Raw genomic sequence first — 23,143 nt, 5'->3', positions numbered from 1 at the left:
ACAGCGGATATAGTCAGGGTGGTTGCCCAAGCAAAAAAGCTGATATGTCTTTGTTATTTAGTAATAAAACTAAATGTGGCGGTGGGACTAAGGGAATAAAAATAGAAGTTTGAAGAGAGCAGCCTTAAATGGCTAAGGCTGCTTTGAAAACGGACTACTTTGATAAAACGAACGGATTACTGCTGAATACCGACGATTAACCACGGAGAGTTGGCTTGCGTTAAATTACGCTCTAAATGCCAGACTTCCTTAATGTCTTCTTCTACGCCTTCAACCGTATCACGGTAGCGGCCACTAAATTTAACACTCACTTCCGCAAGATTAGCATTGTGCGTGGCGCGGACCAGTTCAGCATCTAAGAACATCACTTCTGTGTGTTGATCGCCCACTAATTCGCGGCGCTGGTTGCTGAGTTCATTGAATAGTTCAATGGAAACATACTCTTGGATTTTGTTCAGATCGTTTTCATTCCACGCCAGTTGCAGGGTTTTGTAATGACTACGAGCACCTTCCAAAAAGCCGGGTAAATCAAAACCCGTAGGTAAATTAAAGGGTACATCGCTTGCCGCCTGAGCAAAACCATTGCCGCCACTGTTACCATTGGTTGCAAAACCTGTTTGTTCAGCTTGTTGGCGCTGGAAATTAGGATTTGACTGGTCAGCTCCCGCGTAGGCAGGTCTTGGCTGCGCGCCCGCTTTTGAGGCCATCACCGTACGAATAATCTTAAACAGTACAAATGCGACTAACGCCATAATCAAAATATCCATAATTTGAATATTTTCAAAGCCTTCGCCCATAAATAGCGCCGCCAAGAGGCCGCCTGCTAACAAGCCACCTAACATACCGCCCATCATGCCTTTTTTACCCGCAGCTCCCGCAGTAGTAGGTGCAGTGGTCGCAGTATTGGTTGCCGCAGGTTGCGCCTGCGCAGTTTGCTGACTCTTGCCAATAGATTTACTACCGCCAAACTTTTTCGCTTCAACGACTGGGCTAGTAACTAAGCTAACCGCAAAAATCATCGCCAGCATAATAAATAACTTTTTCATTTATAGGATCTTTGTATAACCAGAGGTACTGGCATCATAGCGGGATGACATTATATGTCAACCATGAAAAAGCGGGGGCTGATTGTCCAGTCTTTTTGAGTTAATGAGTAAATGTGTTTAAGAGTTACATCTTAAGATGGCTTGTTTCATATTGAAAACAGGCCTTAACGAGGGTTAAGGCCTATTACATATATTACTTAGTTTTTTGCTGAATAATTTTAATATCTTGATCTTTTAAATATTGTGGGTGGTAAGGCCCAACTGGCACACTATAAATAAAACGAGCATTTGCTTGCTTAGCATAAGTCGTATAATCAGCCGATGCAGTATTAATGGCAGTTACAATTGCATTAGCCAATAGACCAACTAACCCGCCGCTACCTGAATTACCAGACAAGTCGACCACAACCGTACCTGTGTAGTTCCATAAGACTTCTGAAGTCTTCGTTGACTTGATTTCAGCTTCAATTGATACCGTCAAATTAGAGGCAACTACGGTATAAGATGTGTCCCATTTAACAATCTTTGTAAAGAGCACAGCATCAGCACCAAAGTACTCTTGAAATTTATTCAATGGGATATCATAAACTAATTCACTGTCATAAACCCCTTGCTCTTTTAATACAGCGGCGGTCAGCTCATATGGAAATGTATAGTAACCATGAAAAGCAACTGGCATTTCAACTGTGGTTGAGTAGTAATCCTTTGCGTCAGCAGCTGTGCTCAAATTGATTGGTGGCATGATCAATAATGATTTTGGTTTTTCAGTGTACATTCCAGGAAACTCAGTGCCTTTTGTCACATAAGTTGGTGAAACGCAGGCCGTCAGCAATGTAGAAGCAAAAACGATCACTAAAACTGGTTTAAATAGATTAAACAGAGACATTGCACTTATCCTTGAGCGTTAGCTTTTTTTATCAGGTTATTCATAAATACTTCAGCTTCTGGGTAGAGCTTTTTCTCAAGCTCAAAGTACTCAACTGCTTTATTATTATCGTTTGCTTTTAGGTGAATAAAGCCTAAGTTGGCATATACTCCTGGTGGTACACGTAGTGATTTCTCACCTGATTTAGTAATAATATTTTCTAATGATGATTTCCATTTCAAAGCGTTTTCATCACCCGCATCACGTTTTAATGCATAAAAATTTTCCGAATAATTACCATATTCGTACATTGGTTTTTGGGTTGCTGAGCAACCACTTAATAAAATCACAAATCCAAGTAAACTGACTAATTTCATTTCCATCAAAGCTATTTCCGTATTGTTAAGGAACATAAATTTCTTTTTCATGACCGTCGCCAAGTAAAAGCTCACGTTTAACGATGACCTGACTATCTCGTGTGATCACAATAAGATGTTTACCTGGTAAAATACGGTATTGGTTTGCAATGCCCGTTTTAGTAACCGTGAATGCATGCACATTATCAATAGAGACATCAACACCCTCAGCCGTGCCAGTAAAATATAAATATGACGCAGCAGCTTCTGATTTTACGCCGCTGTTATACCCGCATCCAGATACAACAAATAAGGCTGTACTGACGATAAGCAATTTAATTAAATTCATCACGGTTCCTTATTTCATTTCTTGAATAAATAAGCCCGTGTAATCTTGAGATTTTATATATTGATCAAGATTGCCACTGACTATCGTACCAAAAGACACTTCTGACTCTGGTGTATTACCAAATGAGGCTGTCACTTCAATAGTCCCAATTGCTTTGCCTGGTAATGTAATGAGCATACCTGTTTGTGGGTTTTTGACTTTTTTACCTTCTTTGATGATCTCAAATATGGTACCAGGTGTGATGTTTTGCGAACTTCCACCAGAGATAATTAAGCTACCTTCTTCATAAGATAAAATGTACGACTGCCAAGGTTTATCTAACATGTTTTCAATGATATTTGAGGCAAGATTGGTGATGGCAACATCTAACACTTTATCGTTCAGCGAGCTATCATAGCCTGCCCTATCACCCACGCCCATCACAGAGCCCGCTTCTGAATAGGCGATACCTTTACCTTCTTCAGAGTAGATGATCAGACCCGTTGCAACATCGACAATGCGGATGTTCACTTTAGCATTTGCTTCTTGTTTTTTTACTCTTGAAAAAACACCTACATCGCTAACTTCTTTACGGCCAAACTCGGTAATAGAACCTACGATCAGATAATCTGCTGCATTTTTAAGTGTTGAGTTCCCTCCCATCGCAAGCTCTTTTTCAATTTTTCCAAGATCGGCTCTTTCGAGCATAATGAACTTGCCCGTTTGAAATAGTTTCGAAGACAAAATATCCATTGCTTGCTTACCGATACGATTATTGTCTTCATCAATGAAAAAGCCTTGACCGTACGTGGTCTCATTGGTGAATCGGCCAATAGCAACTTTGCGTTTTAATAACTTGGTATTTAAGGCCGCCTCCGTTTGTGTCGCGCTTATTGCTGCTGCAGGTTGTGCAGTAGTGACGACTTCTTTCTTATTGACAGTTGCACAAGCGGTTGTTAGGGAAGCACACATGACAAAAATAAGCGATAAGGCTTTGTTCATTATACTAATATCCTTATAAACTAAATGGACAGAAATGTTATCACCTTGTCTATCATGGGTCTATCTGTGAATTTTAAAATGGTGATTTTTCACTTTATTCTGAGACCATAAAATATTTTTAGCACAATATAAATTTAATAAGCACTGTTAGATTCTAGGAATAGTCAAAATTCGGTTCCAAAAGCTAAATTCTTGCTCGAAAGTATTGTGGGATTCACGGCTAAAAACATCCTAAAACTAGGCAAATAATAATGCATACCACAGGCTTAACTGGATTAAGCACTGCCGAGGAAGTGACTGTCGAAAAGATCGGACAAGCACATTTTATGTCATAACAATTGACCAATAACTCCCGAGCCGAAGGAATACACCTCCCCTCGGAGTTGCCGCAGGGCATTTACGTTCTTTGCGTGAGCGAGGCATGGATGCCGAGATAGCGTCAGTCGAATCAGGGACGAGCGTCTGACGCAATAGCATAAGGACGCTAAATGCCCAAGGGCGTCTTGGAGCATCCAAGGAGGATAGGACGAGCAGTCCTCCTTGGTCGGGTGTGGGGTGAAGCCCCACGACCTTGATTCACCTCGGCCGTAAGGCCGCAAATTTATAGCCACTTTAACGAGACACCCATTGTTAAACTCTTGAAATGCCCTATCTGTAAATAACAGACTATCAGACATACCAAGGGTTTAACGGGATTAAGCACTGTAATGGAAGTGACCGTTGGCGGCATGGATGCCGCCGTCGAGCCCTCAGGGATGAGTTCATGGCGTGTCACTGGAATGACAGTGCTTAATCAAACTTTAGTTACCCAAAAGCTGGATCCCCGCTCAGAAACACTGCGGGGATGACGATGCTTAATCAAACTTCAGTCACCCAAAGCTGGATCCCCACTCAAATGCTGTGCGGGGATGATGGTACAGTCACTTAGCTTAAGACCTCTTCTAATGCCTTGAGGCATAAGGCGACATTCTCGCGGCGGGCACCGAAGCCCATTAGGCCGATGCGCCATGCTTTACCCGCAAGGGCGCCAAGGCCTGCGCCGATTTCGAGATTGTAATCTTTGAGCAAACGAGTCCGCACAGCGGCATCATCCACACCTGCGGGGATGTAAACTGCGTTAAGTTGTGGCAGACGCGAATCTTCGGCAACCACAAAATTTAGCCCTAACTTTTCTAGCCCTGCGCGCAGCACTAAGTGCATGTCGTGATGGCGTTGCCATGCATTCTCTAAGCCTTCTTCGGCTAATAAACGCAGGGATTCGTGCAGAGCATAAAGTGCATTCACTGGCGCTGTGTGATGGTAACTGCGTTTGCCGCCCGCGCTGGTCCAATAGGCCATCACTAGACTTTGATCGAGGAACCAGCTTTGCACTGGTGTCTTGCGATTCTTGAGTTTTTCGACGGCAGCAGGCGAGAAAGACACAGGCGATAAACCCGGTACACAGGAGAGGCACTTTTGACTGCCGGAATAAATGGCATCTATGCCCCATTCATCGACTCTTAACTCGACGCCGCCAAGGGAAGTCACCGCATCGACAATCGATAAGCAGCCGTGTTGTTTGGCTAATGCGCACAAGGTTTTAGCATCGGACAACGCGCCAGTAGAGGTTTCAGCGTGCACAAAGGCTAAAAACTTGGCATCGGGGTTGGCCTTAAGCGCCGCTTCAACCGCGGCTGGGTCGACGGGCGTGCCCCACTCATTGTCCACCAGCACTGCAATGGCGCCCATGCGCTCGACGTTTTGGCGCATACGCTCACCAAACACACCGTTACGACAGACAATCACCTTCTCACCCGGCTCGACTAAGTTCACGAAACAGGTTTCCATGCCCGCACTGCCCGGCGCTGATACCGCCATGGTCATTTCGTTTTTAGTTTGGAAGGCGTATTGGATCAGGCTCTTAAGCTCATCCATCATGCCGACAAACAGCGGATCTAAGTGGCCAACCGTAGGTCTGGACTGCGCCGCAAGCACTTCGGGATAGACATCCGACGGGCCTGGGCCCATTAAAATACGGCGAGGAGGATTAAAAGCGGTAAAACGCGGTGCTGGTAACATCATGTCTCCTTAATGCGTGCAGGTCGAGGTCTGGATATTAATTTGTTATTCATTAGCCGTGCTGTTTTCAGAAACTGCCTGTTAATCGTTAGCGGGTTAAGTCAGTAACTTAACAGTGACGTATTAATCGGCGGCTAGAGTATTAAGTCTACAAAACTACCACAAAAAAGGGCGCATGTGCGCCCCTCCTTTAGCCTAACTTTGATCTAACTTGAGCTTAAAATGTCATCGCGCCGATCTAAGCTATGTTCTTCATCACTAACGCTATAAGACTTTGTTGCCGTTACCCGCATTTAAAAACAGCTGATAGGCAGGGCTTTGGGTTTCCTCTTGATAGACAAAACCCAACTCAGTTAAAAACTGTTGGAACGGCAGGGCATCCGCAGCGGGCACTTCAAATCCCGCCAGCACTCGACCAAAGGCTGCGCCGTGGTTACGGTAATGGAACAGACTGATATTCCATTTACTCTGCAAGGTCGTTAAAAACTTCAGCAGCGCACCGGGATGTTCGGGGAACTCGAAGCTAAATAAACGCTCCTCTAAGGGCTCGGGTGGATGACCACCGACCATGTAACGCACATGCAATTTCGCGGTTTCATCGCCGGATAAATCCTGCACCTCAAAGCCATTGGCCTCTAAGGTGGCGATGATTTGTTCTAGCTCACCTTGGCCTCGGCTTAAGCGAATGCCAGCAAATACCACGGCCATATCGCGACTGCTGAAACGATAATTAAACTCTGTCATCACCCGCTTATCGAGTAACTCACAGAAGCGCAAGAAACTTCCTGGACGTTCCGGGACTTTCACCGCCAGTACCGCTTCTTTTTGCTCGCCGAGTTCGCAGCGCTCCGACACATAACGCAGACTGTGAAAATTCACATTCGCACCACTTAAAATCGCCGCGACTTTCTCACCTCTACCGCTATCGCCACTGGCATTGGCGCTGACATATTTTTTAAGCCCAGCCAAGGATAAAGCCCCAGCCGGTTCGGCGATCGCACGGGTGTCTTCGAAGATATCCTTCACCGCAGCGCAGATTTCATCCGAGGTGACAGTCACTACTTCATCGACATACAGCTTGGCGACTCGAAATGGTTCAGTGCCGATACGCTTCACCGCCACACCGTCGGCAAATAAACCGACTTGCGCCAGCGTCACCGGCTCGCCCGCTTCCATCGCCGCCTTTAAACAGGCGGCATCTTCTGGCTCGACGCCGACAATCTTCACCTGCGGCATCACCGCCTTGTAATAGGCAGCAATACCTGCAATGAGCCCGCCACCGCCCACGGGTACAAATACCACTTCAAGATCGCGCTGCTGCTGCAACATCTCTTGGGCGATAGTGCCTTGGCCTGCGATCACAGCTTCATCATCAAAGGGCGCGATATAGACTCGGCCCTCATCTTTAGCCATAGCCATCGCAAAGCCATTGGCTTGATCAAAAGCTTGGCCGTGCAATACCACATTGCCCCCTAAACGGCGCACCGCATCGACTTTAATATCGGGCGTTGTCTCGGGCATCACAATCACAGCATCCACACCGCGACTCGCCGCCGACATAGCTACACCCTGAGCATGATTGCCTGCCGAAGCGCACACCACGCCGCGCTGGCATTCTTCTTTCGTCAGCTGGGCGATACGGTTATAAGCACCACGTAACTTGAAGGAATGCACTGGCTGCATATCTTCGCGCTTCAAAAATACCTGACAACCTAAACGCGCCGATAACTTGTTCATGCTGGAAAGCGGCGTCACTTTCGCTATGTCATACACGGATGACAACAGGATTTTTTGCAGATAGCTTTGTGCCAACTGAAAATGGGCTAAATCGGTCCGAGCTTGCGATGCTGTAGACATAGAGGCAAGTGGCAACATATTAGTCCTCCAATTTACTGCGATCGCGCACCGCGCCCTTGTCGGCACTGGTGGCGAGCATGGCGTAGGCCTTAAGCGCGAGTGACACATAACGCTCGCGACCTATAGGTTTCCACGCCATTGGGCCACGCGCTAACATGGCCTCGCGGCGAGCATTGAGTTCAGCATCGCTTATCGCCAGCTTGATACTGCGCTTGGGGATATCAATCTCGATGCGATCGCCATTTTCAATCAAGGCAATAGTGCCGCCCGCCGCCGCTTCGGGTGAAACGTGGCCAATCGATAAACCTGAAGTGCCACCGGAGAAACGACCGTCGGTGATCAGCGCGCAGGCCTTGCCTAAACCGCGTGATTTTAAGTAACTGGTTGGGTACAACATTTCTTGCATACCCGGGCCACCTTTCGGGCCTTCGTAGCGGATAACCACCACATCACCCGCCACCACTTCACCGCCTAAAATGCCCGCCACGGCATCATCTTGGCTTTCATAGACGCGCGCCGAGCCAACAAAGGTCAGATTCGATTCATCCACGCCAGCGGTTTTAACGATGCAGCCGTTTTCGGCCACATTACCCGACAATACGGCAAGCCCACCTTCTTGGCTAAAGGCAAACTCGCGGCTACGGATACAACCTTCTTGTCTGTCGTTATCCAGTGATGGCCAGCGACAATCTTGGCTAAAGGCTTTGGTGGTCGGGATGCCCGCAGGCCCCGCCATAAAGAAGTGTTTTACTTTTTCATCTTGGGTCTGCATCACATCGTATTTCGCCAACACAGACTTTAAATTGCCACCTTCATCGGCCGCCACATGGAACACATCGGTATGCAGTAATCCTGCTCTGTCGAGTTCGCCTAAAATCCCCATCACGCCGCCCGCACGGTGCACGTCTTCCATATGATATTTAGGCGTCGATGGCGCAACCTTACAAAGATGCGGCACTAGGCGCGACATACGGTCGATATCCGCCATGGTAAAATCAACATCGGCCTCCTGCGCGGCGGCCAATAAGTGCAATACGGTATTAGATGAACCGCCCATGGCGATATCTAAGGTCATGGCATTTTCGAAGGCTTTGAAGTTAGCGATATTACGCGGCAATGCCGATTCATCATATTGATAATAATAACGTTTTGCCAGCGCCATCACGCGGCGACCCGCTTCTAAAAACAGCTCGCGGCGGTCGCTGTGGGTTGCCAGCATAGAGCCGTTACCCGGCAGCGACAAACCTAAGGCTTCAGTTAAACAATTCATTGAATTGGCGGTAAACATGCCAGAGCAAGAGCCGCAGGTTGGGCACGCGCTACGCTCGATTTTGGCACTGTCTTCATCGCTCACGTTCGAGTCGGCGCCCGCCACCATAGCATCGACTAAGTCGAGTTTGATGAGCTTATCCGACAGCTTAGTTTTACCCGCTTCCATCGGTCCACCCGAGACAAACACCACGGGAATATTGAGGCGCAGCGCCGCCATCAACATGCCGGGGGTGATCTTGTCGCAGTTGGAGATACACACTAATGCATCGGCGCAGTGGGCGTTAACCATATACTCGACACTGTCGGCGATAAGTTCACGCGATGGCAGACTATAAAGCATGCCGCCGTGGCCCATGGCGATACCGTCATCGACGGCGATCGTATTGAATTCTTTGGCGATACCGCCCGCTTCTTCGATGGCGCTCGCCACCAGTGAGCCCATGTCTTTTAAGTGCACATGGCCCGGTACAAACTGAGTAAAGGAGTTAGCAATGGCGATAATTGGCTTACCAAAATCATTATCTTTCACCCCTGTGGCGCGCCATAACGCACGGGCACCCGCCATATTGCGGCCTTCGGTACTGGTAGCTGAACGTAACTTTGGCATTGACTGTATCCTTTATCTCAAATCGAAAATCGTATTCTTAATTCATATGGCGCAGGCTTACGCATTCGCCGTTTGTTGTAAGCTCAGTGGTAACAATACCTTACATTGAGTCACATCAATCAGCTTATTCAACTGATTACTTAAGAGCTCGATGGCACGTTCGCTATCAACCTCCATATCCAGCGACAGGCTCGCATCGTCATTCATGCGCATCTGCATTTGGGTAATAGTAAAACCACGGTGGCGAGTCACGCGCAGGACACGCTCAAGCACTTCGGGGCGTTGTTGAACCGTTAATTCCAGAGAGTGGATCATGTTTATTTCTCCATTTCGTCCATCATATCGCTGTTTGATGCGCCGGGGGGCACCAGTGGCCAAACGTTAAAAGCATCGTCGATTGCAACGTGTAACAAATACGGGCCCTTAGCCGCTAACATTTCGGTTAAGGCTTCTTCCACTTCGTCGGAAGAAAAAATCGTGCGGCCGGGGATATCGAAGGCGGAGGCCAATTGCACAAAATCTGGGTTATCGGATAAATCCGTTTCGCTGTAGCGCTCTTCAAAAAATAGCTGCTGCCACTGCTTCACCATGCCAAGCTTTTGATTGTCGATAAGCACTATCTTCACTGGCAGCTTGCGGCGCTTGATGGTGGTCAGTTCCTGCACATTCATCATAAAAGAACCATCGCCAGACACAGTCACCACAGTCGCATCGGGACGAGCCACTTGCGCACCAATGGCGGCGGGCAAACCAAAGCCCATAGTGCCTAAGCCCGCGCTGGACAGATGATCTTCAGGGCGGCGAAACCACATATGCTGGGCGACCCACATTTGGTGCTGGCCCACATCACAACAAACAACATTGTCTTCGGGTAATTTATTGGCTAAACGGCGCAGCAGCGCAGGGGCGTAAATCAAACGGCCGGGGTGTTGATAATCCCATTGATGCTTACGGGATAAATGCTCCACCTCGGCCTGCCAAGGTGTGATGTTTATCGGCATAGCTAAGGCGGGCAGGATTTGACGTAAGTCACCGGCGATCGCCACCTCAGGCATACGTAACTTGCCCAGTTCGGCGGCGTCGATATCTAAATGGATCACTTTGGCCTTGTCGGCAAAGCTCGCTAAACGGCCGGTGACTCTGTCGTCGAAACGGGCACCCACCACGATCAACAAATCGCAATCCTGTACCGCTAAGTTAGCCGCCTTGCCACCATGCATACCTAACATACCTAAGTAACCGGGGGTGCCGTGGGCGATACTACCCAGCCCTTTCAAGGTCGCGACCGAAGGTATACCCGTTACTTTGATAAACTCACGCAGTTGATCGACCGCGCCCGCCATGCCTACACCGCCGCCGACATACAACATAGGTTGTCTCGCTTCACCCAGCAGCACACGGGCGGCGTCGATATCACTCATCTCGGCTTGGGGTTCATTGGTGACGGCTAGCAAAGGCGTACGGTATTCAAGGTGAGCGAGTTGGATATCCTTCGGGATATCGACCAGCACAGGGCCAGGACGACCGGATGCGGCGATCTCAAAAGCTTGATACAGGGTTGGGATCAGGTCGTTGATATTTGTCACCATAAAACTGTGCTTGGTACAGCTTAGCGACATACCCAGCACATCGATTTCTTGGAAGGCATCGGTGCCGATAACGGCGGTGGAGACTTGGCCTGTGATGGCCACCATAGGCACAGAATCTAGCAGCGCGTCGGCTAAGGAGGTGATCAGATTCGTCGCGCCAGGGCCAGAAGTCGCAAAGCACACGCCGGTTTTACCGCTGGCTCTGGCGTATCCTACGGCGGCAAAGGCGGCGCCTTGTTCGTGACGGCTGAGCAGATGTTCAACAGGACTACCATAGAGGGCATCGTAGATAGGCATAATAGCACCACCTGGGTAACCGAATACTGTGGTAACGCCATGTGCTGCTAACACTTTGATTACCGCGTCTGCGCCTCTGATCATCTGCCCTGGTTCCATATTCTCTCTCGCTACGTTAGTCCTGAATTGCCGAAAATCGACTATTTTTACTCTTTCGAAACTGGTCTAAAAAACTTAGGTTTTAAAACTTAGGCCCTGAAACGAAGAACCCCCCGGTCCTTTCGGAGCGGGGGGTTCTTTCGAAACTTTTAACCTTTTAGGTCTATCAGTTCGCCATGCGCCGCCCCCGCTGTGATTTAATAATCACGACGGTAATAATCACGAGAATGAGCTTGGCAGCTTGGTTAAACATCAATATGGGTTCCTAATCGGTGTTTTCTGAAATATGGGTATCGCTTAAATAATAAGTCGCTGGGCTCTGCCCGTTGCGAGCTATTAGCTTTACCATAAAGCGACAGCCAAACACAATAAAAAAGATTTTTTGTCAAAAAAAATTCAGCTTCCCTGCCGAGACAATGCAAAACAACAAGGTAAAACCCCATCAAACGAGCGTTAGTTAGCACCATTGCCGACTAACTCATGTCGTTTTTGCCCGCTCGACAGCCCACTAAGCAGGTAAAATTTTCAACAATGCCAAGCACCTAATCCTTAGTGTCTTGGCATTTTATACCAGCATTTATTTGGTCAACTTAACTCAAACAATACTTTTCATATCAGTCATATAACCACGAAGCTCGGCACCAACATACTCCACTGCGGTGTGGCGAATCGCATCGTTAATCGCGATTAATTGCAAGTTATCGACGCTGTTAGAACTGTCCTTCAGGCCCGCACCTAAATACTCAGGTGACATGGCATTAACGTAGTCGCGCAGCATAGGTACGGCGGCGTGATTGAACAGGTAGCAACCGTATTCGGCGGTATCTGAAATCACCACGTTCATTTCGTACAAACGCTTACGGGCAATAGTGTTGGCGATAAGTGGAGTTTCATGCAGTGACTCGTAATAAGCCGACTCTTCCACAATACCCGCAGACACCATGGTATCGAACGCCAGTTCCACACCCGCCTTGATCATAGCGACAAGGAAAATACCTTTGTCGAAATAGGTTTGTTCGTCGATATGCTCGCTCGATACGGGCGCATTTTCGAAACCTGTTTCACCAGTTTCGGCTCTCCAACGCAGCAGGTTCGCATCATCGTTCGCCCAGTCTTGCATCATAGTGCGAGAGAATTCGCCGCTGATGATGTCATCCATGTGCTTTTCAAATAATGGCTGGAGGATTTCTTTTAAATCTTCTGCAATTTCAAAGGCTTTAATCTTGGCGGGGTTAGACAAACGGTCCATCATATTAGTGATGCCGCCGTGTTTCAGCGCTTCGGTGACTGTTTCCCAACCTTGCTGGATAAGCTTGGCCGCGTAGCCTGGCTCAACGCCATCGGCGATCATTTTCTCGTAACCTAAGATGGCGCCCGTCTGCAACATACCGCACAGAATGGTCTGCTCGCCCATCAGATCTGACTTCACTTCGGCGATAAAGGACGACAGTAACACGCCCGCTCTGTCACCACCGGTTGCGCTGGCGTAGGCTTTAGCAATCTCTAAGCCGTCACCCTTTGGATCGTTTTCTGGGTGAACCGCAATAAGGGTAGGTACACCAAAACCACGTTTGTATTCTTCACGTACTTCAGTGCCTGGGCACTTAGGCGCAACCATGATAACGGTAATATCGGGACGAACTTGCATGCCCTCTTCAACAATGTTGAAGCCGTGGGAATAAGACAAAGTAGAACCTTGCTTCATCAGCGGCATAACCGCATTAACCACGTTTGAATGCTGTTTATCCGGCGTCAGGTTAAGCACCAGATCCGCCGAGGGAATTAATTCTTCAAAGGTACCGACACGGAAACCGTTATCGGTCGCTTTCTGCCATGAGGCACGTTTCTGTTCAATCGCTTCAGGGCGCAGGGCATAGGAAATATTCAGCCCCGAGTCACGCATATTCAAGCCTTGGTTAAGACCCTGGGCGCCACAACCTAAAATAACAATATTCCAATCTTTAATGTAATTGCAGCCGTCGGTAAATTCAGAGCGATCCATAAAACGACATTGGCCAAGCTGTGCTAATTGTTGACGTAAATTCAGAGAGTTAAAATAGTTAGCCATCTGAGATACCACCTTTAAGTCAGGAATGGGGGACTCAACCAAACTAAACGCTATGTTAAGGAATGGTTGTGATTGAAATCACTATACCCCATGCTTATCGTTGCTTAAAATGATATATTCGAAACTTAATATTGCATTTATTGCAACGTGTTATCGGTGGCAAATGGGATGCATCTCCCCTTTACAACCTAAGTAGCCGAGCCTAAACAGGATAAGCACATGGATATTCGTACCCTCAAATTGTACCTGCACTTATGTGACAGTTTGCACTTCGCCAAGACCGCGGAGCAGATGCATGTGAGCCCATCGACCCTAAGCCGAGCCCTGCAAAGATTAGAAGATGAAGTGAACGCTAAGCTGTTAGAGCGGGATAATCGCAGCGTGACCTTAACCCATGCCGGGCGTGAATTTAAGCTGTTTGCCGAGCAGACTTTGCACCATTGGAGCACGCTCAGGCACAGTATCGACCTTAAGCAAGATGTGCTGCGCGGTCGGTTGAATCTGTATTGCTCGGTCACTGCCGCCTACAGCCATTTGCCCCATTTATTGGATTTATTTCGCCAAGAACATCCCTTCGTCGAGATTGCCTTAACCACGGGAGATGCGGCTAACGCGCTAGTCGAGATACAACAGAATCGCGCCGATATTGCCATCGCCGCCCTGCCCGATCCCTTCCCCAGCAGTTTACACTTTGCCAAAATCGATGATGTGCCGTTGTCGATTATCGCGCCGACTATCCGCTGCGCGGTGCAGCAGCAAGTTAGCCAAACGCCCATAGATTGGTCGAACGTGCCCTTTATCATTCCCGACCACGGCCCCGGACGTCGCCGCGCCGATAACTGGTTCAAACAAATGGGCATCAGCCCTAATATTTACGCCCAAGTCTCGGGGCAAGAAGCGATTGCCTCTATGGTGGCGTTAGGCTGCGGCGTGAGCATCAGCCCAGAAGTAGTGATCAATAACAGCCCAGTGCGGGATCGTATCCAGTTACTCGCCTCTCCCGTTGCGATACCGCCCTTTGAACTCGGCTGCTGCTGCAAGGTAAAACGGCTGGATGACCCAATACTGAGCGCTTTCTTAGAAGTGATTTAGGTATCTGGTGACATCAATTTGTCGCTAGCATCGATACGAGTAACCAGTAGCTGATCGACCTTGTACGAATCGATATCGACCACCTCAAACTTGTAGCCAGCATAGTTGACGAAATCGGTACGCTTAGGGATTTTACGCAGCATATACATCATAAAACCGGCGATGGTTTCATAGTTCTGATTGTGCGGGAACTCCTCGATGCCGAAGGCGCGCATCACGTCGGTAATAGGCGTCACCCCGTCGACTAACCAAGAGTTGCTATCACGGGCGATGATCTGCTCTTCACTCTCATGCAATGACCAAGCACCCATCACAGCGCGCTGTAAATCGTTGGTGGTCACAATCCCCACTACTAGGGCGTATTCATTCATCACCACGGCAAAGTCGGCGCGGCTATTTTTGAAGTATTCCATCGCCTCTGACAGGCTTAAGGTATCGGGAATGATCAGTGAGGTATGCACTAAGCTGCTGTCTTTTAGCGTGATGTTCTCGCCATTGATCACGCGGATCAGCAGTTCTTTCGCATCCACAAACCCTTTGATCATATCCAACTGACCATCACAGACTAAAAATTTAGTGTGGGGATCTTCAGCGATCTTACGTTTAATATCTTCTTCACTGTCCTGCAGTAAAAAGTACACTAGACTCTCGCGGGCCGTCATGGCGGATGTGACTGAAACGGTTTGCATTTCAAACACATTTTCCATCATTTGTTGCTCACCCTTATCCAGCACCCCGGCTTCGGCTCCGGCGTTCATCACGGCATAAATATCGTCGGAGGTGATTTCATCATTACGGGCGGTCGGAATTTGCAGCAGTTTAAAAATGCCACTCGCCATACCATTAAAAAACCACACTAAAGGCCGCAGCAGCGTAATGCAGATGCTCATGGGGCCAACCACCGCTAGAGCGACGGGCTCAGGCATGGCCATGGCAATACGCTTTGGCATCAAATCGGCCACCAGAATAAAGGCGCTGGTCACTAACACAAATGACAATAAAAAGCTGACTTGGGTCAACCAAGGATCGCTTATCCAAGGGGTTAAGAATTGATAGAAATAGGGACGAAAAGCCGATTCACCCACAATACCGCCCATAATGGCGACGGCATTCAAGCCAATTTGAACCACAGTAAAAAAGCTCCCCGGATGGGCCTGCAAATGCAGCACTTTTTCTGCTCTAGTGTCCCCCTCATCGGCCAACTGACGTAGACGAATTTTTCGCGAGGCGGCTAGGGAAATTTCTGACATAGAGAAAAAACAACTCGCGCCGATTAAGCACAATATAATCATCACGTTATCAAAGAGACTCATGTAACACCTTTTGTTTAACACTGGACTAACTAGGACCAACCCGCGTTTTAGGGCTCGCGTGTCAGTTGAATTCAAGACGATAGAAAATATATGTCTAGTATATCTGCTAATCACTCAGTTATGCGTGACTCTGCTCTCGCCACCCGCTTGTCATGCCGACGAGCGTCCATCATTTAAGTGACATATTTGTGGCGAAGCGGCTGAAAACTCACCCGTTAATGATTTTATCAGAATCTACAAATAGATAATTATAAAAGAATTACTACATCAGCGTCTTACAGAGAATAGGCAAACCTGAGCACTCAACAGCTCACGCCCGCGGGCGATAGGGGCAAAAATTTGGCTTAGGGCCAATTTGAGGATGATTGCGGCAAGTCTCGGGGCGTTGATGGTAAATAGTACAACGGCGGGTGTTGCTGTCCAAATACAGGCAATCATCATTCGCCATACGTGCTAGGGTAAAAATGGCAGTTTTATGATTAAAATTATCGATTAAGCGGGCTTTTTGTAGGCGCTTAGCAATGGCTTTTAGATCGCCTTCGGCCTCAAACTCATCCACTAATGCCATGCGGACTAAATCAGTCACAGTGACTTCGACGGGCAAGGTGCAACAAGTGGCATGGCAAGTGTCACACAGACCTTTACGGTACTTTTGCCAGGTAGACAAATCATCGATATTAAAAATCGACACCGCATTTGCCGTATTTTTACCACGTTTTGACACGCTCAAACCTAAAGATTGGAAATAAAGGGCGGCAATTATAGCAGGCAAAAATCAGAAATAAACCCGCTAACGCCCGCTCATTAAAAGCGACTTAGCCCCATGGGTTTATCTCGACCACCACAGTGTTACGCCCTTTGTCCTTCGCCTGGTAAAGACACATATCGGCCCGGCGAAGTACATCCGCCATTTTCAGTCCAGATAGGGTATCGAGCGCTAGATAAACCCCGCCAATGCTAGTGGTCACTTTGGCCATAGGCGAGCCGCTATGGGGAATATTTAACTCCGCAACTTGGTAACATAATTGGTTCGCAATCGCCCCTAATTGACCCGGCGTGACTCGCTCGAGCACGATAGCAAACTCTTCGCCACCAATTCTTGCGAGTAAAGCCCCCTGCGGTAATATGCCGCTGTGCATTAACGCCTCGGCCACCCGCTTTAGCACTGAATCTCCCTCAAGATGGCCATAGGTATCGTTGTAACGCTTAAAATAATCGATATCCAGCATTAACAATCCGGCGGGCACTTTGCCCTGCAATACGGCTTCTAGGGTCTGGGTAAAGGGGCGTCTATTGGTTAATCCCGTCAATTCGTCCGTTTCGGCCATGACCTGCAACTGCGCATTGACTGAGACTAAGGCTTGCTGCAAGCCCAACATTTGCCGCTCTTTTTCTGCACGTAGCAGTAATTCGTTTAATGCGGCGGCAAATTGCGTCAACATGGCGTTCTTCTGCGCGCTCCAATTTAACGGGCGATTCACAGTCGATAGCGACAATAATCCCTGCAAGTGACCGGCATTTTTAATCGCAAACGCCGCAATAGCGCATATGCCCACCGAATGCATAACGCCATATTCCTTCGGCGATTGAGCTTTTAAAAATTCAATATCCTCAATCACTAGGATAGATTCCGCTGCAAATTTTTGTTCCAGTAGAGTGACATTCTCAACGGAAATACCTTTAATTTGCTCGGCATTAGGCTCACTCGCCCACAGACTGCGATACTGGGCCTGCCCCTGAGTAAATTCGATAATACTCACCCTCTGGACATCGAATAATCCACCGATTTTCTGGCTGACCTCGGCCAAGCCTTCATCCAGCCTGAGCATATCCATATTGAGAAATTGCAATGAAATTTCAGCCAGTAATTGGTTCCCCCGCGACTGCCAATTGAGTTCTTGAGTGCGCTCCTCGACCAGACGTTCCAGTTGATGTTGCTGTTGCTGTAACGCCCTCTGCTGCCGCTTATTTAGGGCTAAATCGTTGCGGATCCTTTGGTACATGGCCTGCAGCGACAGGGCAACATGGCCAATCTCATCGGGGTTTGCCACAATCGCCTCGGGAACCGACAGCTTTTTAAGGGAATGAAGATTGATTTGATTGGCAAAACGTTCCAATGCGGACAAACGGCTCGTAACCAGTAAACGTACGAGAGTGAGGATAAGATAAATCATCAGCAGGGTTTTAAGTCCATTGCCTAGGACGATAATGATCAACTGTTGCCACAGTTCGTAGTACAGCTCATTCGTATCTAAACCGACGGTGAGGGTTCCAATTTGCTGATCTTGATATTCAATCGTATAGTGAAACAGCATCTGACTCCCATCACTGTCACGGACAGATCTCCCCAGTTGCATCGCAACTCCGTCAATACTCTCCAAATTCACGCTCGATACCATGGGCATCATACCTAAGCCCGATAGCAAATCGGAGAGTAAGCTACGGTCAACATCCCAGAGTGATTTGGCAATGCTAGGGAGAATAGACTCAGAATACTCCCGGATATCCGCCGTCGCATTGTCGATGCTGTCCTGATAATTCCATATCAGTTGCACCAGCATAGTTAACACCGCAAAAAATGAACTCACACCGATAATGGTGAGTGTCATTCGGTGACTAATGGAATGATTCTTATGTTTCATTGAGACCTATTAGGTATTATTGTGGCGGCAATTTATCCAAAATTTCAGCCTGAAAAATGGCGGGCCAATCCCTAGCAACTAGCATCTGATAAAAAGCCGAATCTGGCCTGAGCACATCGAATAACGCGATCCCTTCATAGGGCACATATTTTCGCGTCCGTTGATAGTGCTGCAATTGTACTAAGCCTAAGGCTCCCGCTAAAAAATGCCCACCACCGAGCACGCTTACCGCCTGTTCACGGCGGAGATGTAAAATGTCAGGCGAAGTGTTAATCGTACTGACGAATACCTCTTGACCCGACTTAAGTCCTTTTTCTTTCAATGCTTTTAGTACACCTATCGCCATGCGATCACTGGCGGTCCAAATCATATTGAGATCGGGATAGCGGCCAAGCAATGTCAACGCCTGACCATAGGCAATATCCTCACTCCATTGACCATAGACCGTTTGCACGACCGTCGCATTCGCTTGGATAAAGAAATAATCATGGGCACCTTGGGTACGAAGCACAGATGCTGGCGTCGATTTATCGCCCGAAATTAATAAAACCTTAGCCTCTTTATCCTTTAAATCGGCCATCAAAGATTTAGCGGTTGCCGAACCAATCGCATAATTATCGGGAATAATGGCGGGTAATAGGTATTCCTGCCAGTGGGGATCCTGCAGCAAGATATCACGCTCACCAACGGAGATATCATTTAAAATTAATTGCACATGAATAGGATACGGATAAAGCATCTGCAGCATTTTAAGTGCCGATTGCTTTTCATTTACCAAGATCACGTAATGGGGAAGAGAAGCTGAATCACTTAATAATTCAGCTAACTGAGTGATCATTTTGAAGTGATTACGATCCGAATGAATAATCTCGAGATTCATATCCAGCTTGGTCGATGCGACTGACATTAACCTATCGACATCGCCCCAAAAACTGTCCTCTGCAGCACCGGGATTAAAGAATACGACATCGAGTTTAGCCATCGCAGGAATGCTAAAAAAAAGCCCACATATCAAGAGACTGCATAATGTCCATAAACGCATAGGCGAGTTCTCCTCGACCGTGTTCCCCCAAACGTTATCCTTCATTCGAGATCACTTTATTATTATCGATTCACAATCCTGTTACCGCATCGTTGCCTAAATGCCCCCAATGGCAACAGATATTTCGATTAAACCACAAAATGATACAAAGTGAACTTTATGGGCAGAATATTTATGAAACGGGCCGCCAAGCGTAAAGCCCACCCCAAGATTGCCTTACGCATATACTCTGTTAGTATATGTATAAATTCACAGTGATTGAGTGCTAACAACTTGCAGCAATTGGATCTTGTTCCGATCACCGACCTCAAAGGCGTCGCTAAACGGGTCGCAGAGAAACTGGCCAAGCTTGGTATCACAACAGTACAAGATCTGCTGTTTCACCTTCCCCTGCGCTACGAAGACAGAACCCAAATCTATCCCATTGCCGCCCTAAGCCCGGGGAGTTACGGCACGATAGAAGCCGAAATTCAATCGACACAAATCATCCAAGGCCGTAAACGCATGTTGGTCTGCAATGTGCGCGACGACACCGGCAGTTTAAGCCTGCGCTTCTTTAACTTTTCCGTCGCCCAGCGTAATGCCATGCAAAATGGCTTGATGATCCGTGCCTACGGCGAAGTCCGCCGTGGTAGCCATCAAGCCGAAATAGTGCATCCAGAATATAAAGTCGTGTATCCCGGCGAGGATATTCACCTAAGCGATACCCTAACGCCAATTTATCCCACCACAGAGGGCTTAAAGCAGGTGAGCTGGATAAAGCTGACGGAACAAGCCTTAGTGTTACTGGAAGAAGGCGGCCTAACTGAGCTACTGCCACCCCAGTTGCAACCTAACAATATCAGCCTTAAACAAGCGCTGCAGACGCTGCATCGTCCTCCTGCGGGGATCTCTCAGTTCGATTTAGAGTTAGGCCAACACCCCGCCCAGCAGCGCCTCGTGCAGGAAGAATTACTCGCCCACAATTTGAGTATGTTGCGCCTAAGGCAGCGCAGTAATTTAGACGCCGCAGTCACTATGCCCGCCACCGGGCAGTTACTTAATCCCTTCCTCGCCGCTTTGCCCTTTAAGCCCACGGGGGCACAGCAAAGGGTCGTGGTCGATATAGGTAAAGATTTAGAAAAACCCCATCCTATGATGCGCTTAGTGCAGGGGGATGTAGGCTCAGGTAAAACCTTAGTCGCGGCGATGGCCGCGCTGCAAGCGATTGAAAACGGTTATCAAGTTGCCATGATGGCACCGACTGAATTATTGGCCGAGCAACATGCGGCCAACTTTGCCGCTTGGTTTGAGCCCCTAGGGCTAAAGGTCGGCTGGCTTGCGGGGAAACTCAAGGGCAAGGCGAGAAGCCAATCCCTCGAGGATATTGAATCGGGCGCGGCCCAGATGGTAATTGGCACCCATGCCATATTCCAGCAGCATGTAGTGTTTAATAAACTCGCGTTAATTATCATCGATGAGCAGCACAGATTCGGCGTGCATCAACGCTTAGGCCTGCGGGAAAAGGGCGTGAGTCAGGGCTTTCATCCCCATCAGTTGATCATGACGGCAACACCCATTCCACGCACCTTAGCGATGACTGCCTATGCGGATCTCGACACGTCCATTATCGATGAACTGCCGCCGGGGCGAACCCCTGTGACCACAGTAGCCATCCCCGATCAACGGCGAAATGACGTGTTAGACCGCGTCCGCAGCAGTGTCATGACAGATAAACGTCAGGCCTATTGGGTGTGTACTCTAATTGAAGAATCCGAAGTGCTCGAATGCCAAGCCGCCGAAGATACAGCCGAAGAGCTGCGCCTCGCCCTGCCCGAGCTCAATATCGGCCTAGTGCATGGCAGATTAAAAAGCGCCGAGAAACAGCAAATCATGGCCGATTTTAAGGCTGGGGTGATTCATTTGCTGGTGGCAACAACCGTGATTGAAGTCGGCGTCGATGTACCCAATGCCAGCCTAATGATCATCGAAAACCCCGAACGGTTGGGGCTAGCGCAGCTGCATCAGCTGCGTGGACGGGTCGGTCGCGGCGCCATAGCGAGCCATTGTGTGTTACTCTACAAGGCGCCCTTAAGCCACACTGCCAGCCAAAGGCTCAATGTGCTCAGACAGAGCAACGATGGCTTTGTGATTGCCCAAAAAGACTTAGAAATTCGCGGCCCGGGTGAAGTGCTCGGCACAAAACAAACTGGGCTGGCCGAACTAAAAATTGCCGACCTAGTGCGGGATCAAGCCCTAATTCCCCACATTCAAAAACTGGCGAACCATGTGATGTTGCAAGCTCCTGAGCGAGTAGACGCCATCATTCATCGCTGGCTAGGGCACAGGCAACAGTATGTACAGGCTTAGGTGCTAGATGTAACAGACCTAAGAGAGTATCTACCTAAAAACACAAAATAAATGCGATATGTTCAGCTAGGCGCTATAGACAAGCGCATGGAAACTTGCAAAATGAACCAACGGCCTTCAAACAAGTCCGTCCTTGCACTTTAATGTTAGCTGCATGTATTCACCACGTTACCTTGACGCTCAAGCGAAGGATGTAAAATGCAAGTTAATCAAGATGATAGAATAACACCTCAAGAGACTTCCTCTAGCAGCAATCGCTTCGCGCTTTTTGCGATAGTGCTCGTCGTGCTACTTTCCGCCGGAGGATATTATTACTATAGCGGTGATTCAGACTCGCCTAAATTGATCCCTAACGCACCTATTGTGCTGCCAGAGGCTCCCTCATCCGAGCCCATGACGCTCGAAAGCACACCCGAGCCAACAACCACAACCGATCTACCCGAGACGCCTCAAACCGCAACGGAAACCACAGATAGTCCGGCCACCGAGACCGAACCCGCCGTTGTGGTTGAGCCTATCCCCGCGCTGGCGGAGAGTGACGAATTTATTCACCAAAAAGCACTCGCCATTATCAACAACAATGTTGTCGGCTCATCCTTGATCACTCAGGATCTCGCCCGTCAATTCGTGGTGTTCGTGGATAACTTAGCCCAGGGCGAATTGACCCGTAAGGTAAGCCCTATCAAGGGGCCTGAAAAACTCTTCACAGTGTCGGAAATCACCAACAAGGTCTATTTAAATCCAGACAGTTACCATAGATATGATGCCTATGCGACCGTGATAGCCAACATGGATGAGCAGAGCTTAATGAATACCTACAAGCAACTGACGCCATTATTCGAAGAGGCCTTTGCGGAACTAGGTTACAGTAACGCTAAATTCAATGACAGAATGCTGCAGGCGATTAAAATGTTACTCGCGGCCCCCATTATTGAAGAGCCCATAGAACTTAACTCTATTAGCGTTAACTATCAATTTGTTGACCCTAATTTAGAGGCTCTGCCCAGCGCGCAAAAACTGCTGATCCGCATGGGGCCAGAAAATACCCGCAAAGTAAAAATTGCGCTGCGTAAACTCGAAAATCAATTAGCGCAGTAATTGTCCTAACGACTGTAATTAAAAGGCGCCTTAGTGCTGTCTCTTGATCACAAGTCTTCGTGATTGAGAGACATGGCCAATTCGTAACCCTCAAGGATGGTTTGTAACCTAAACCATCCTTCCCACAATACCTCTACACAAGCTCGACCTGTCCGCTTGGTAT

19 protein-coding genes are annotated in these 23,143 nt (G+C 48.2%); 4 read left to right on the top strand and 15 right to left on the bottom strand.

The genetic code is table 11. The features are described 5' to 3' along the window. Window positions 1-176 precede the first annotated feature (176 nt). The 5 genes from MJO46_RS14750 to MJO46_RS14730 all read right to left on the bottom strand — a co-directional run bounded on the left by MJO46_RS14750 (window position 177) and on the right by MJO46_RS14730 (window position 3,597). Entirely contained in the window at window positions 177-1,046 is an 870-nt protein-coding gene (locus tag MJO46_RS14750) for a Tim44 domain-containing protein (RefSeq protein ID WP_253989959.1), read from the bottom strand. 193 nt (window positions 1,047-1,239) lie between these two features. Next, window positions 1,240-1,932, bottom strand: a complete 693-nt coding sequence (locus MJO46_RS14745) for a GNA1162 family protein (RefSeq protein ID WP_253989958.1) — start codon at window positions 1,930-1,932, stop codon at window positions 1,240-1,242. 5 nt (window positions 1,933-1,937) lie between these two features. After that, entirely contained in the window at window positions 1,938-2,339 is a 402-nt protein-coding gene (locus MJO46_RS14740) for a DUF4810 domain-containing protein (RefSeq protein ID WP_253989957.1), read from the bottom strand. Continuing rightward, entirely contained in the window at window positions 2,314-2,616 is a 303-nt protein-coding gene (locus tag MJO46_RS14735) for a hypothetical protein (protein ID WP_253989956.1), read from the bottom strand. The genes MJO46_RS14740 and MJO46_RS14735 overlap by 26 nt, the downstream gene beginning before the upstream one ends. 9 nt (window positions 2,617-2,625) lie before the next feature. After that, the gene (locus tag MJO46_RS14730; protein WP_253989955.1) at window positions 2,626-3,597 is read right to left on the bottom strand and encodes a CsgG/HfaB family protein; all 972 of its coding nucleotides are present in this window, start codon (window positions 3,595-3,597) and stop codon (window positions 2,626-2,628) included. Between the two features lie 707 nt (window positions 3,598-4,304). On the opposite strand from MJO46_RS14730, the gene MJO46_RS14725 reads away from it, so the two are divergent. Beyond that, complete coding sequence (locus tag MJO46_RS14725; protein ID WP_253989954.1) at window positions 4,305-4,445, top strand: hypothetical protein; 141 nt, start codon at window positions 4,305-4,307, stop codon at window positions 4,443-4,445. Between the two features lie 76 nt (window positions 4,446-4,521). Here the strand turns inward: MJO46_RS14725 and MJO46_RS14720 are convergent, their stop codons facing one another. From MJO46_RS14720 to ilvC, 6 genes are all read right to left on the bottom strand, one after another. After that, the gene (locus tag MJO46_RS14720) at window positions 4,522-5,655 is read right to left on the bottom strand and encodes an alanine--glyoxylate aminotransferase family protein (RefSeq protein WP_253990063.1); all 1,134 of its coding nucleotides are present in this window, start codon (window positions 5,653-5,655) and stop codon (window positions 4,522-4,524) included. Between the two features lie 264 nt (window positions 5,656-5,919). Beyond that, window positions 5,920-7,530: a threonine ammonia-lyase, biosynthetic gene (gene ilvA, locus MJO46_RS14715; protein WP_253989953.1), complete on the bottom strand. Its 1,611-nt coding sequence runs from the start codon at window positions 7,528-7,530 to the stop codon at window positions 5,920-5,922. Window position 7,531: 1 nt separating this feature from the next. Then, window positions 7,532-9,391 carry a dihydroxy-acid dehydratase gene (gene ilvD, locus MJO46_RS14710; protein ID WP_253989952.1) on the bottom strand — a complete coding sequence of 620 codons (1,860 nt, stop codon included), beginning with the start codon at window positions 9,389-9,391 and terminating at the stop codon, window positions 7,532-7,534. A gap of 57 nt (window positions 9,392-9,448) precedes the next feature. Then, a complete protein-coding gene (gene ilvM / locus MJO46_RS14705; protein ID WP_006083459.1) occupies window positions 9,449-9,706 on the bottom strand; it encodes an acetolactate synthase 2 small subunit in 258 nt (85 codons plus the stop codon). Window positions 9,707-9,708: 2 nt separating this feature from the next. Continuing rightward, window positions 9,709-11,376: an acetolactate synthase 2 catalytic subunit gene (ilvG, locus tag MJO46_RS14700; protein ID WP_253989951.1), complete on the bottom strand. Its 1,668-nt coding sequence runs from the start codon at window positions 11,374-11,376 to the stop codon at window positions 9,709-9,711. Window positions 11,377-11,971: 595 nt separating this feature from the next. Beyond that, a complete protein-coding gene (gene ilvC, locus MJO46_RS14695) occupies window positions 11,972-13,444 on the bottom strand; it encodes a ketol-acid reductoisomerase (RefSeq protein WP_253989950.1) in 1,473 nt (490 codons plus the stop codon). A gap of 219 nt (window positions 13,445-13,663) precedes the next feature. Between ilvC and ilvY the strand changes: the two genes are divergently transcribed. After that, window positions 13,664-14,536 (top strand): HTH-type transcriptional activator IlvY, encoded by an 873-nt coding sequence (ilvY, locus tag MJO46_RS14690; protein ID WP_253989949.1) that lies wholly within the window; start codon window positions 13,664-13,666, stop codon window positions 14,534-14,536. Here the strand turns inward: ilvY and MJO46_RS14685 are convergent. From MJO46_RS14685 to MJO46_RS14670, 4 genes are all read right to left on the bottom strand, one after another. Then, on the bottom strand, window positions 14,533-15,849 hold the full coding sequence (locus MJO46_RS14685; protein WP_253989948.1) for a hemolysin family protein: 1,317 nt from the start codon (window positions 15,847-15,849) through the stop codon (window positions 14,533-14,535). The two genes, ilvY and MJO46_RS14685, sit on opposite strands and share 4 nt — an antisense overlap. 310 nt (window positions 15,850-16,159) lie before the next feature. Continuing rightward, window positions 16,160-16,573: a YkgJ family cysteine cluster protein gene (locus MJO46_RS14680; protein WP_253989947.1), complete on the bottom strand. Its 414-nt coding sequence runs from the start codon at window positions 16,571-16,573 to the stop codon at window positions 16,160-16,162. Window positions 16,574-16,664: 91 nt separating this feature from the next. Beyond that, window positions 16,665-18,491, bottom strand: a complete 1,827-nt coding sequence (locus MJO46_RS14675; RefSeq protein WP_253989946.1) for a GGDEF domain-containing protein — start codon at window positions 18,489-18,491, stop codon at window positions 16,665-16,667. A gap of 16 nt (window positions 18,492-18,507) precedes the next feature. Continuing rightward, window positions 18,508-19,533, bottom strand: coding sequence for an ABC transporter substrate-binding protein (locus tag MJO46_RS14670; protein WP_367880933.1), 1,026 nt, complete (start codon window positions 19,531-19,533; stop codon window positions 18,508-18,510). Between the two features lie 273 nt (window positions 19,534-19,806). Here MJO46_RS14670 and recG point away from each other — a divergent pair, with 273 nt between their 5' ends. Beyond that, window positions 19,807-21,882 (top strand): ATP-dependent DNA helicase RecG, encoded by a 2,076-nt coding sequence (gene recG / locus MJO46_RS14665; RefSeq protein ID WP_253989944.1) that lies wholly within the window; start codon window positions 19,807-19,809, stop codon window positions 21,880-21,882. Window positions 21,883-22,080: 198 nt separating this feature from the next. Next, window positions 22,081-22,980: a DUF3014 domain-containing protein gene (locus MJO46_RS14660; protein ID WP_253989943.1), complete on the top strand. Its 900-nt coding sequence runs from the start codon at window positions 22,081-22,083 to the stop codon at window positions 22,978-22,980. The last annotated feature ends 163 nt before the right edge of the window (window positions 22,981-23,143 follow it).

The sequence above is a fragment of the Shewanella sp. KJ2020 genome (assembly GCF_024197625.1).
Lineage (GTDB): Bacteria > Pseudomonadota > Gammaproteobacteria > Enterobacterales > Shewanellaceae > Shewanella.
Note: the sequence above shows the minus strand (reverse complement) of the source record. Positions and strands in the feature narration are given on the sequence as shown.